This window comes from Gaoshiqia sp. US2 (assembly GCF_059705485.1).
The window spans coordinates 2,845,460-2,858,618 of sequence record NZ_AP048550.1; the positions used below are offsets into that span (position 1 = coordinate 2,845,460).

Genomic DNA, 13,159 nt, shown 5'->3' on the forward strand with positions numbered 1-13,159 from the left:
ATCGATCTGTTTGATTTAGAAATTGAAAGTAGTAAAATTATTGGCAGAATAACAAAATAAAAAAAAGCAACGGGCACAAAACCCGTTACTTTCACGCAATCGTCTGTTTTTTAGTAAGTCCTGATATTATTCTGTATAATCGTCATCAGTACAGTGATTCTCGTTAATCCAGTCGCCAAGCCATCCGGCAGCAGCTGCCACGTTGCCGTAAGTAAGAATGTCCTGAGCGGTTTGGTTTGGCAGGTTTGCCGGAGATAATTTGCCAACGGTGGCCAGCCAGTTTTCAACGATGGCTACTTTTTCCAGAACCAGGGCGTCAGTTACACCCGACAATTTAATGGCAGCAACCTGGGTAAAGCCTTTTTTGGAGTCTTTGATACCACCGGCGTTAGATGTATTCCAGATCGCGCGTCCTTCGGCTTCGGTATATGTAAAACCGCCGATGGTAACGGTTTCAACCGGCCATGCGTGAGGCGAAGCAAAGAAGAAGCCCTGAGAAAAAGAACATTGCAACTCTCCGTCTTTACAACCGATACCTTGAATGTTAAATTCGCAACAGCCAGTATTGGCGCCCGATTTAAAGTAGCCTTTTACCATCGATGTACCCCAGTGACCTGAGAGTACCAGTTTGTACAGCGATGGCACATCGCCACTGGTACCGTAATCGTATTTCACCATCGGGTCAAGCGTGCAGGCGCTCATCGAAGGATCCGGTTTTACTTCCGGAGTCGGGAGTATTTCTACCCATTCGCCCAATGAATAATCGAAATAGTAAGCAGCCAGAACGTCTGACCAGTTGTTTTCCAGGTTTAATGCAGGATCTTCACATCCGGCGGCTGAGAATCCCCAATGTGAGAGGTTTTGCAAGGTTCCGTTTTTACCGTTGCCCGGGTTCGGATTGATGATGGTCCATACAAACTCGGTTGAACCGGCGTTATGGGTGACATTCAGGTCGACCAGGTAATCGGCACAACTTGATGTGGCTGGCGGAGTCGGTTTTCCTTTTTCTTTTTCAAGGCCGGCAACGCCGTCGATCAATTTTTCGGGTTTCTGACATCCGACAAAGGCGAAGGAAACCACTGCAAGGGAAAGTACAGTTTTTACAATAAAAGAATTCAAATTTTTCATGGTATTTAAAGTTAAGTGAATATCCATATTTATGTGATACAAGTTACGTCATTTAACGGCTGTTTCAGGCAGTTTGTTCTTATGCTAAACCGGCAAAGCAGCCTGTTTTGGGTTTTGGTTTTTCAAATGTGGTTTTTGGCCGATCAAATACCTGACTTGGCTTATCAAAAAAAACGGGGAATGCCCGTATTCCGGGGTATTCGCATATATTGCTGATATTTATGACGATAAAAAACTTCCGGATTTTTGTTGGATCAGAAGGTGAATTTATAGTCATCACAAAAAATCTCAACCTTATCCAGCTTATTCAGGATGTGATCGGGATATACAAAATAAGGTAAATAAGGTTGGGTGGAATGAGGCCAGACAGGCTACCAAGGCGGATCAGGAGTATAAGGTTTCAGGTGATCAGAACCATGACTTTGATCCGTCGGCTGATGAATCATGTGATGTCGAATTCAGAATATTTTTTTAAAAGCGATTTCCCTGGTGATTTCATTGAAAAAGAATGTTTTCTAAATACCTTTTTATAAATTCGCAGCCGGTATAAAGCCGCTGAATCTTGACTAAACGAATTAAAACAATCATAAGTGAAGCGTATGAAGGAATTAAGTCTGGTTATTTGTGTGTATAACGAGGAGTTTAACATTAAACCCTTAAGTGAACAAATTAAAGCCGCCCTGCCGGCTTACGATTTTGAGGCTATTTTTGTTGACGACGGTTCAACCGACCGAACCCGCGAAGAAATCCGGGCTATTGACGACGAGCGGTTTATTTTGGTGGAACTGAAACGGAATTACGGACAAAGTTCGGCCTTGCAGGCAGGGATCGACCAGGCGACCGGAAGCTATGTTGCTTTGCTCGACGGCGACCTGCAGAACGACCCGGCTGATATTCCCATGATGTTGAAAATCTGCCGGGAAGGAGAATGGGATATGGTTGCCGGCATTCGTTCGAACCGTAAAGACGGGGCCTTTTTGCGTAAGATACCAAGTAAAATAGCCAATTATATTATTCGCGAATCCACAGGTATCAAAATGAAAGACCTGGGTTGTACCCTGAAAATCTTCACCAACGAAGCCATAAAATCCATTCATATTTACGGGGAGTTACACCGGTTTATCCCGGCGCTGCTGGTACTCGAAGGTTCTACCCGGCTGACACAGGTTGATGTTAACCACCGCGCACGCGAGTTTGGTAAATCAAAATACAACCTTAGCCGGACAACGCGCGTATTTAACGACTTGTTGCTGATGCTGTTTTTCAAAAAATATATGCAACGGCCGATGCACTTTTTCGGCGGCCTGGGGATAATAACTTTGGGACTGGGCTTTTTGATTAACCTGTATTTATTGATTCTGAAACTTTTTGGACAGGATATCTGGGGAAAACCATTATTGATTTTGGGATTGCTTCTGGTCGTAGCCGGCCTTCAATTTATCACAATGGGACTGGTAGCCGAAATGCAGATGCGTACTTATTACGAGTCGCAGCACAAAACGCCTTACCGGATACGGAAAGTCAGCCCGACAAAGGGAGCATAGTTATTCTTCTTTCTCGTCTTTGATGCGAAAGGTGTTTTTTGCCCCGCTGAAAACCGATTTCCACCAGTAGTTGATGATCGATCGTTGTTTATCCCGCTCAAAATAAATATCATCAGGAAGCAGGATGCGCGTTCGTGGGTTTTTCGATTTCAGCATCAGACTGTTGGCCATGAAACTGGCAAACTTGGCTTCTTTGGTGTCGCCGTCTTTTTGTTCCAGGATAGAAACTTTCAGGTCGTCGTATGCAAACCGGAGTTTTCCGCTTGCTTTGTCTTCATCGGCACTAAACTCAAAATCAAAACGGTTTACCTGCCCCGAACGGACTAAAATCAGTGCGTTATTTTCGGTGATCGGGTTAAGCATTCGCATGTCGAAAGGCGACAACCTGCCCGATACGTGGAACCTGTGCCTGTCTGAATTCATGTTGAACGTCATGTTTACCTTCAACTCACTCTCGTTCATCAGCCAGGCCGAAGCATCGAACTTCACCTCCGGTCGGGTGTTGATGAGGTAGGGCAGGTTGGTAAACGGGTAAATTTTTCCGTTTAGCTTACCAAACTTGACCAGACCCGGCTCGGGCATGTTTTCCAATTGTTCGGCATAGGAGATATCGGAATTCAGCAGCTTTACCGTATCAAAGTAAAATGGCAGCTCAAACTCCCGGATGAGTTGCTGCGGCATGGGTGGGCGTTGCTTTTCATTAAATTCTTTTCGCTTGTCTCGGTAAATATTTACCTGGGCGCTGTTGATCAGGACTTGATTGCCGGTAAATTCTTTTTTGTCGAACCAGCGGTCGATATCGATTCCGGTGAAATCGATCCGGTCGATCTTTCCCGAGTAATAGTCTGTCTGGAAAGGGATGATTTTTTGATAGTCGTCTTTGGAATACCTCGGTTTTATTTCGATTCCGGAAAAACTCATCCGGTTGTCATTTCCGCTGTACGAGATTTTGTCAATCACGAAGTCGTACCATCGTTTCTGATCAGTAAAGCGGTGGTCTCTTTTTACGATGCTCAATGTTTTTGCGCCAAACGGTTTTTCTGACAGGGCGCTGTCCAGGCTGAATTGATCAAGGGAAATATCGACATGCCGGTGAGTGATTTTTTCTTTTTTTGTACGGATGTAAAAACCGGCGTCTTCAACAATCACCTTTTCGGCCGACAATTCATCCATCACCTGTTGCAGATCGGCCGGTAGTTTCAGATAAAACGGATTACCATCTTGCTCATTATCGGTTATGTTTAGTTTGAATACAGGTTTCGTCATCTGGATGAGCTCTGCATGAAACCGGTTGTCCTGAAAGGCATCAACCGGATCCAGTTGCTCGAAACGCAATACCGGCATTTGTATGGCCGAAATGGTGCGGTCGTCGCCGGCTCCGGTCGACTGAATATCTAAATTTGTAAAGCTAAGTTGCTTCTTTGCTGATGAATAATTTATGGTTTCCACGCCTATCGTATAGGGGATTTTTTCCGGTGTCAGCATTAATTCCGACAGGCTTGTTTCGATATTGGCAGAGGTGAATCTGGCGGTTTTAATATTTTCAGGACGTTTCAGACTGGCTCGTTCAATCGAAAAATTGAGGTTCGAACCGGCGATCTGCGTTTGATTAAACCGGTCGGTATTGTAAATCTTCAGTTTTCCGTTTGTCACTGCCACTTTTCGGATGGTTAGTTCTTTCATTTCTTCGGGAAGCGGAACGGTGAGGTCTTTGAAGTTAAATTTTCCGGATGGCTTCCCGTTGCGGTAAATTTCGATAGTTGGCGAATCGATCTGTAAATCACGTACCTGGAGTACCTGGTTGAAATAGACCTGCTCCGGGTTTACGCCGTTCAGTTTTACTTTTGGAATGTTCACCTGGATGTGCCAGGGCATGCTGTTGAAGTCGGCGCTGGCAATGTCGGGGTAGAGAAGAGCATTTGAAATCGTCACAGTCGAATCCTTCGAGCCTAGGCTGATTTCTTTGGCCCTCAGGTAATGTACATTGTCTGACAGTTTAAACAGGTGGTCCATGATGCGTAGTTCAAACTGATCGGCGAAAAATAACCTGTTTTTTTTCAGTTCGTTGTCGTTAAGTACAAAATGATCCAGCTTTACGCTAAACTTGTTGGTCAGGTCGATGGTTTTTCCTTTCCGGCTGTGGTTTACAAAACGGATAGCTCCATTGGTCACGTTAATTTTGCCGATCTCGATGTGTTCAATGTAGTTGTTTAGCAGTTCATAAAGCTCTTCCGGATTAAATTCTTTGTCCGACTTTTTCAACCGGGCAAAAATTTCGTAATAGATTTCCGGATTGATGATGGATATGTTGTTGATATTGAGTTTTTTCTCGAAAAACGCGTGGTGAATGTCGGTATTTCGCAAATAAACCGAAGGAATTTTTATCCGGTAGCGTTCACTTCGGTTAAGTTGTTTGAGTGTTGTTTCGGGGTTGTCGCTGGTTTCGGGGTAAAGATGAAGGCCGTTTATGGTGACCAGCTTTTGCAGACTTGATGCTTCCAGACGAGCAATTTCCAGTTTGTGGAGCTGGTCGGCCAATTTCATCTGATAATCGCGAAAACTTAATTCGAGGTTGGTTGCATAAAAAAGTTTGTCTGTCCGGCGGGCGCTGACCGAATCCAGTGAAAAATCAGTCAGACGGAAGTTGAAAGATGCTTCAATATGACCGGAGTCCTGTTGGTTTCGCAGGTCCGAAATTTGAAAATGTCCCTGATCAATGACAATCACACTGGCATAAATCCCTTTGATGTAGTCGCCAATGAAATGATAGAGCAGGCTTGTATGATCTCTGTTTTTTCCGGCGGCATCGCGAAATTGCAGAATACTTACCTCGGGCTTAAACGCCGAGATTTCCTGCAAAGGCATTTCGCGGTGATGAAACAAGCGGGCCAGATCGACCGAAAGGAAACGAATGCTGTCGCAGCTTAAGCTGACTGTTGCGGGTAATTCTTTGCGTTCGTCGGACGGGATCAGTTGGAGACTTTCGGCTTTGATCAGCTTTTCAGCGTTTGAGGCGGTGATATTTTTTGCTTCGAAACGGTGTACTTTGTCATTCAACCGCAGTTGGTACGATCCGACTGCCAGTACAAAATTGTCGGAATAAAGGATTTTGTCCTCGCGCAGGTACGCGGTGGAATCCAGCTCAAAATTCTCGCCCTCAACCCGGACGTTTGTAAATTCCTGGAATAAATTTTCATCGGCTGTTCTTGATTCAAACCGTAATTTCCTGCTTTCCAGGATCAGGTGGGCAATGGTAATCCGGCAGAAATCGTCTTTAAACAACTGGTAAAGATCAAAATCGCTGATTTTACGCAGATTTAACCCGTCGGCATATCGCGGAGGTTTAACCCGGATATTTGCCTGCAAAAGGTGTAGCGAGTCAACTTTCAAACTGTCTCCTTCAATAATCGATCGCAGGTTCCCCGACTTCAACCTGATTTCAGGCACTTCAATCCAGTACCGCGTTTTCAGGTCGTTGGATTCCCGGATGGGGGAGAGGCTGATGTTTTGTCCACGGATTGTTTTGTTTTGAATGGAATAAATGAGTTCATCAACGTGCAGTGCATGAAGCTGATCACCCATAATCCGGTTGTAATCCTGTATTTGAAAATAGATTTCTTCGGCCCGGAACAATTCCTGGCCTTGGGATAGAATGGATTGGTCGAGGTAAAAACCTTCGACCACGATGTTAAAATCGCTGATCGAATTAAATACCGTACTGTCGGCCACTTGTGTGTAATGGTTTGCTTTTGCCTGCAGAAGTTTGATCTCGCCGATGGAGACCGATTTAAGCTGGTTGCCAAAAAAGGGTTCCAGTTTATCAAACAAATCATTTCGGTCAATCTCTTCAGCAGACAGGCTGTCAGCGCTGTGGAGTTCAAATTCAGGTTCGCGTATACTGATTCGCTGAATGATCAGTTCCTGGTCGAAAAGAAACGAACTTCCCGATATGCCGATGACCTTTATTTCTTTTGCCGAGAAATAATAATGTTTCCCCTCGCTTTTTAAAGGAACCAGTTCCAGCGCATCGATGCTGATGCTACGGCTCCAGATGTTTGTGCGGATACCTGAAAACGACAGGGAATATTCCTGGTTGGTCGCATTCAGGACGTAGTTGTTGACCCTTTGGCGGATGATACTTTTTGAATAGATGGACAAATATCCGGCGCAACCAGCCAGCAAAAGAAAAATTGCCACTGATAACCAGCGGATTAATTTCCTTCTTTTTGATTGTCTGATCCTGAACATAGCCGGATGGTTAAGGTGACTAAGGTATGATTAAAACAGCTATAAAAATTGCTAAAAAAGTTGCTTCTTCAAAGTAAAAGAAAGTAATTCCACATAAAAATGATACATTTTGTTTTGTTTGATGAAGTTTACGGCAACTTGATGACCTTACCTTCGGTTAAACCCTTGCTGCAAACTACACATCCGGGAAGCGCGCCGTTTATTGCCTGGGAAAACAACTATGAGGCGTCAACCATCATTTACATTCAACCCGGCCACGACCACCAAAGCTATCGCGATGAAAATTTTCGCAGGTTAATTAAACAAGCCATCTTTTACCTGGCGGCGAAATAAGTTCCCTGGCTAACCCCGCTTGTTCGGTATGGGCTTGAAATCCTTTTCAACGAAGGAAATAGTCATTACGTGGAAGGTCATATCCTGTTTTTTTTGAACAAAAACTGACCTAACCGGTTTTTTATGGCGTGATTGATCTGCTTCATGGAGAAAATCATACGGAAAGAAAACAGAAAGTAGATTCAGATGAAACGACAGATTCTTTTGATATTCGTAGTACTAACGGTGTTAAATTTCAGTTGCGGTGATTCGGAAAAAACTGAAAAACCGCAGGCGCTCGACACATCGGAACTGGCTGAAAAAAGCGAAGAAATCTCGGGAATGCCGGCGAAAAGCGGGTCGCATCCGGGACAGAAAGTGTATAACCAGCATTGCAAAACCTGTCACCAGGCCGATGGTTCGGGTGTTTATAGCGTATTTCCGCCGTTGACGCCAAATAAGTACGTTGAAGATAAACAGCAGTTTATCAAGCTGATGTTGCATGGCATGACCGGCAAGATTAAGATTGACGGGGTAGAGTACAATAACATCATGGTGCCCCACGATCACCTGAGCGATCAGGAGTTGGCTGATGTGATTTCGTATGTGCGCTCCAGTTTTGGTAATCAGCTCGGCCCGGTAAGCAAAGAAGAAGTGGCAACCGTCCGTAACAAGTAAATAACCGGACAGTTGCCACCTCGGGTAATCAAAGGATTCTGCTAAACGGCAGATTTTGCAACGGCTGTGATTATTTTATCGCGAACCGGGCAAAAACCTTATAATTCAGCTTAATTTTTTGGAAGGATATTTCTTCTTCCGTTTCTACGGCGGCTTCATCAAGCGCAAAGCTTGCCATGGCGGTTTTACGTACAAAAGGTTGAATATAACTTTCTCGTTCCTGTAAAAACAGGGGATGACCAACTTCCTCGTCAATAGCCCCCAACAGGTACTCTGCTTTCTCTCGGGCATTTTTTACAGCCAGAATCTTGACCTCTTTTTTCAGTTTCTCCATCTGGCTGTGGTCTACCCGACTCACGGCGGCATTGAGCGCCTCTACCTCGTCCAGAATATTCATAAGCCCGGTTAGTTCACCGGTCGATGCCACCTTCATGACATAGGATTTAGATGAAAGCACATCTTTTTTCTTCCTTTTAATTGTGATGAAATCGGCATTGGCGTCTGCCAGCGACAGGTTGTCAAGCCTGAAATTGTTTTTCTGGAGCAACTGTTTCAGCGTTTTCTCCAGTTTGTCCAGCTCTGTTTTTTCTTTCCCGTCGTAACGTTCCTTCAGGGTAAACTGCAAATAGATTTCATCCGGTTCAATTTCCATTTCATGCTCGCCGGTTACTTCGATGTAGGGTGTCGACTCGATCGGGTTAATCGGGTGTTGAGCGATGGCAAAATTGCTGAATATCAGCGCTGTCAGTAGTAAATAAATTGTTTTCATGCTTGCTTCGTTTAAATTGTTTGTTTGAAGTGTGACTTATCTGTATTGAATTTTTATGTCCGGTTGTTCATTTTTTCTGTTCTGCTGAGCTAAAATTAAGTATTATCTTTAACAAAAATATCAATTCATGAATCCATTTTTGCAACAAGTTGCCGGTTTTCTTTACCGGGAACATGGTGAGTCGCTCAATCGCCTTTCGGTTGTTTTTCCAAGCCGCCGCTCAGGTGTTTTTTTTAACGCTTATTTGAATGACCTGGTTGAACGGCCTGTGCTTGCCCCCGGGGTGATGACCATCAACGAACTCGTTTCACAGTTGTCGGGTTTGCAAATATCAGACCAAATCAGTCTGATATTGCGATTGCACCAGATTTACCGGGACGAAACCGGTCATTTAGAGGATCTTAATGATTTTTATTTTTGGGGCGAAATTCTTCTGAATGATTTTAACGATGTCGACAAATACCTGCTGGATGCTGATGATCTGTTCCGGAATATAGCCGATTTAAAAGAAATTGAAAGCCGGTTTGAGTACCTGAGCCCCGAACAACAGCAGGCGATTGAGTTATTCTGGGGTAATTTGGGTAAGGCTGGAGCCTCGGTAAACCGCGAGAAATTTTTAAAAATATGGAATAAGCTGGCTCTGATTTATCATCGTTTCAGGAAAGAACTGCTGGCCGGACAACAGGGATACAGCGGATTGGTTTACCGCGATCTGGTTGAAAAATTACAGACACAACCGGACCTGATTGCCGGCTTGGACCGGCATGTTTTTATTGGTTTTAACGCGTTGAACAGCTGCGAGAACAAATTGTTCCGACTTTTTAAAGCGGCGGGTAAAGGCGATTTTTTCTGGGATTATGATGCTGCCTTTGTAAACGATCCGGCCCACGAAGCCGGCTTGTTCATACGAAAAAACCTGGTGGAGTTTCCGGCGCCTGACGATTTTATACCCGATGAAGAAATGGCATCGCCGAAAAAGGTTAAGTTGGTTTCGGTTCCCGGACAGGTAGCGCAGGCGCAGATTGTCAACCAAAAACAATTTCTGAGCGAGCCGGGCGGTGAGATTCGATTTGATGAGGCTGCTTTGGTGCTGGCTGATGAAAACCTGTTGGTACCGGTCGTTTCGGCAGCCGGTTCCCGTTTCAGCAGCATTAACATCACCATGGGATATCCCTTGCAAAATACGCCGGTTTACAGTTTGATTTACAGTTTGATCGATTTGCAAAAGAATTTTCGTAAGGTAGATGGCGACGACGGAATCTATTTTCGTCCGGTACTGGCGGTATTAAATCACCAGTTAATTGCCGGTTCAACGCGAACAAAACTTGTTCGCGAAATTCATCAGCAAAACAAAATTTATGTCCGGGTCGCTGATTTGAGAAAGGATGACTTGTTGGAGCTAATCTTTAGCCGTCAGGAAAACTGGCGTGGCTGTGTGGTTTATTTTATGGAAATCGTGAAAAAGCTGGCTGTCAGTTTTCCGCAGCGCGACGATGGCCCTGCCAGGCTCGAACCGGAGTATTTATACCAGGTATTTTTAGCTGTTCAACGCCTGGCCGGTACCCTTGGCTCGTTATACGCCGACACCATATCGTTGTCGCTTTTTTACCGGATTCTGCTGCAACACCTGCAACGCATCAACATTCCTTTCGAAGGAGAGCCGCTCTCCGGATTACAGGTGATGGGTGTGCTCGAAACCCGGAATCTTGATTTTAAAAAACTGGTTCTATTCTCTGTGAACGAAGGAAAATTGCCCAAAACCTCGGCCGTTCATTCGTTTATACCCTACAATCTGCGTAAGGCCTTTGGTTTGCCGGCATACGAAGAACAGGATGCGATGTACTCGTATTATTTCTACCGGCTCCTTCACCGGGCCGAAGAAGTTGTCCTGGTGTATGATTCTTCAGGCGACGGGATGAATACCGGCGAAATGAGCCGGTACTTGTTTCAGTTGTTGTACGATTCGGGCGTGAAGCCTGAATTTTATCAGCTTGATTTCGATTTCAAAGCGTCCGGCTCCGAGCCAATCACGGTTCAGGGAACTAAAATACACCAGCAACGCTTGTTGGCCCAATATGCAGAAAAGCGGCTGAGTCCGAGCGCACTCAATACTTACCTGGATTGCAAACTAAAGTTTTATTTCAGGCATGTGGCGAATATCCGGGAAGCCGATGAACTGACGGAAGACGTGGACCCGCGTTTGTTCGGGAACTTGTTTCATCACGCGGCTGAGTTGATTTATTCGGCATTTAAAGGAAAAGAAGTGAGCCGCGAAAACCTGCAGGCGGTGGTAACCGATAAAAATAAAATCGGAAAAGCCATTCATTCGGCCTTTGCCCGCGAATATTATAAGGACAAAGATTTGAAGGATGTGAAAATCACGGGCAAAAACAGGCTGATTGCCGGTAATTTGCAAACTTACCTGGAACGTATGCTGGAAAATGACCAGGCTTTCACCCCGTTCACGGTGCTGGATCTGGAAGGCGACTACGAAGCTGAATTCAGGTTAAATGCAGATGGCGGGGAACATTCCATTAAACTGGGAGGCATCGTCGACCGGATTGATCGTGTCCGGGGTGGAGTTCGCATTATCGATTACAAAACCGGTCGTAATCTGGCGCTTCGGTTTAATGAATTTGCTGATTTTTATAACCGGAAAAATAAGAACCGTCCCAAGGAAATTTTTCAAACCCTGGTATATTCCGAAATATTCAGGCGCAGCACGGGCGAACAATCCATCTGGCCAATCATTTATAAGATCGACCAATTCTTCGATGAAGATTTCGACCCTTCGGTAAAGCAAAGTGGAAATGCCGTTAATTACAGCGAACTTGCAGCTGGTTTTGCGGCAAGCCTGGATGAATTATTACATGAAATTTTCAGCCCGGATAACCGGTATGATCAAACAGACGACAGCCAGAAATGTCAATCCTGTCCGTATAATTTGATATGCCGCAGGTCCTAATCGTGTCTTTCCAGTAAATCGGGACGAAGCTGCCGGGTGCGTTCGTATGCCTGGCGCTCTTTCCATTCGTTTACCTGCTTGTCGTTCCCGCTGAGCAAGATCTCGGGAACTTTCCATCCTTTGTAGTCGGCAGGGCGCGTGTAAACCGGCGGGCTGAGCAAATTGTCCTGGAACGAGTCGGTCAGTGCGGAGGTTTCATCCGACATGGCGCCCGGAATCAGCCGAACAACGCTGTCGGCAATAACCGCGGCGGCAAGTTCTCCTCCGGTAAGTACGTAATCACCGATCGAAATCTCGCGGGTAATCAGATGGTCGCGTACACGCTGATCAACCCCCTTGTAATGACCGCACAGGATGATGATATTATTACAAAGAGACAGCTGATTGGCAGTGCGTTGTCCGAATAATTCGCCATCAGGACTGGTATAAATAATCTCATCGTATTCGCGCTGAGCCTTCAGGTGTTCAATGGCTGCCTCGATGGGTTGGATGGTCATCACCATGCCTGCGCCTCCGCTGAAGGCGTAATCATCTGTTTTCCGGTGTTTGTCAGTCGAAAAATCGCGAATGTTGTGAACATGTATTTCTGCCAAACCTTTGTCCCGGGCCCGTTTCAGGATGGAATGGTTAAACGGGCTTTCAAGCAACTCGGGCACTACCGTGAGAATATCGATACGCATACCATTTTTTTTGCAAAAGTAACAACATTTGCCGGATTCGCGAGGGGCTTTTTCTGAAGATAAGATATGCTGAAAAGTGTATAAGATGACAATGTGGCTTGAGTTAAATTGTAAATGCGGAAATAATGACATGAAAACAAGCTATTTTTTGGGGGATAAGTCAGAAAATGAGGTCTGGAACAGAACTTGGACAAACTAAACCGAAACAAAGAAAAACAATTAAAAATTTACAGGAGGAAATAAGAATGAAACTAGTAAAAATGAACCCGGTTTATCATGTTAATGCCGTTGATCGTTTGCTGAATGATTTTTTCAGCCAGAATTACCAGACCGATCGTTTAGAAAGAAAGGAGTTGACAAATCAACCCGCAACCAACCTCTATGATCACGACGATCATGTTGCGATTGAGTTATCTGTTCCCGGTTATGAAAAAGAACAGATAAAAATTTCAGTCGAAAAAGATCTGTTAATCATTAAAGGTGAAGTGGCAAACGAAGAAAATCAGAATGCAACATACGCACGTGTAGAATATCGACCTGCTAATTTTGAAAAGAAATTCAAATTGTCGGAAAAGCTCGATCCGGAAAAAATAAACGCCGGTTTTAAAAACGGAATTCTAAAAGTTTCTGTTTCCAAAAAAGAAGAAGAAGTAACGCAAAAGCGGCAAATTGAAATTGCATAAAGTCATTTTAAAGGTTTAGGGAGATAAGCTGTTTTCGGAAGGGAACAGCTTATTTTTTTGTTTATTACGTGTGTTTTGCAGAATTATTCGTTGTTTTGCTTGAGTATTCGTGCCGAAAATTATATTTTCGTAACTTAGTGAACTTAAATCTC

The 13,159-nt window shown here is 44.5% G+C and carries 9 protein-coding genes; 5 read left to right on the forward strand and 4 right to left on the reverse strand.

The genetic code is table 11. From position 1 onward, the window contains the following. Positions 1–126: 126 nt before the first annotated feature. A complete protein-coding gene (locus AC6H3C_RS11355; RefSeq protein ID WP_497520903.1) occupies positions 127–1,128 on the reverse strand; it encodes a hypothetical protein in 1,002 nt (333 codons plus the stop codon). Positions 1,129–1,727: 599 nt separating this feature from the next. Between AC6H3C_RS11355 and AC6H3C_RS11360 the strand changes: the two genes are divergently transcribed. Next, complete coding sequence (locus tag AC6H3C_RS11360) at positions 1,728–2,672, forward strand: glycosyltransferase family 2 protein (protein ID WP_497520904.1); 945 nt, start codon at positions 1,728–1,730, stop codon at positions 2,670–2,672. Here the strand turns inward: AC6H3C_RS11360 and AC6H3C_RS11365 are convergent, their stop codons facing one another. Further along, positions 2,673–6,920, reverse strand: coding sequence for an AsmA family protein (locus tag AC6H3C_RS11365; protein ID WP_497520906.1), 4,248 nt, complete (start codon positions 6,918–6,920; stop codon positions 2,673–2,675). Positions 6,921–7,019: 99 nt separating this feature from the next. Here AC6H3C_RS11365 and AC6H3C_RS11370 point away from each other — a divergent pair, with 99 nt between their 5' ends. Together AC6H3C_RS11370 and AC6H3C_RS11375 are read left to right on the forward strand one after the other, a co-directional pair. Next, positions 7,020–7,253: a ThuA domain-containing protein gene (locus AC6H3C_RS11370; protein ID WP_497520908.1), complete on the forward strand. Its 234-nt coding sequence runs from the start codon at positions 7,020–7,022 to the stop codon at positions 7,251–7,253. Positions 7,254–7,439: 186 nt separating this feature from the next. Beyond that, positions 7,440–7,910: a c-type cytochrome gene (locus tag AC6H3C_RS11375; RefSeq protein WP_497520910.1), complete on the forward strand. Its 471-nt coding sequence runs from the start codon at positions 7,440–7,442 to the stop codon at positions 7,908–7,910. 70 nt (positions 7,911–7,980) lie between these two features. Here AC6H3C_RS11375 and AC6H3C_RS11380 read toward each other — a convergent pair whose 3' ends face one another. Beyond that, entirely contained in the window at positions 7,981–8,679 is a 699-nt protein-coding gene (locus tag AC6H3C_RS11380; protein WP_497520912.1) for an SIMPL domain-containing protein, read from the reverse strand. 127 nt (positions 8,680–8,806) lie between these two features. Here AC6H3C_RS11380 and AC6H3C_RS11385 point away from each other — a divergent pair, with 127 nt between their 5' ends. Next, the gene (locus tag AC6H3C_RS11385; protein ID WP_497520913.1) at positions 8,807–11,644 is read left to right on the forward strand and encodes a PD-(D/E)XK nuclease family protein; all 2,838 of its coding nucleotides are present in this window, start codon (positions 8,807–8,809) and stop codon (positions 11,642–11,644) included. Here the strand turns inward: AC6H3C_RS11385 and trmD are convergent. Beyond that, positions 11,641–12,324, reverse strand: coding sequence for a tRNA (guanosine(37)-N1)-methyltransferase TrmD (gene trmD / locus AC6H3C_RS11390; RefSeq protein WP_497520914.1), 684 nt, complete (start codon positions 12,322–12,324; stop codon positions 11,641–11,643). The genes AC6H3C_RS11385 and trmD overlap by 4 nt on opposite strands. A gap of 245 nt (positions 12,325–12,569) precedes the next feature. Between trmD and AC6H3C_RS11395 the strand changes: the two genes are divergently transcribed. Next, positions 12,570–13,007 carry an Hsp20/alpha crystallin family protein gene (locus AC6H3C_RS11395; protein ID WP_497520916.1) on the forward strand — a complete coding sequence of 146 codons (438 nt, stop codon included), beginning with the start codon at positions 12,570–12,572 and terminating at the stop codon, positions 13,005–13,007. The last annotated feature ends 152 nt before the right edge of the window (positions 13,008–13,159 follow it).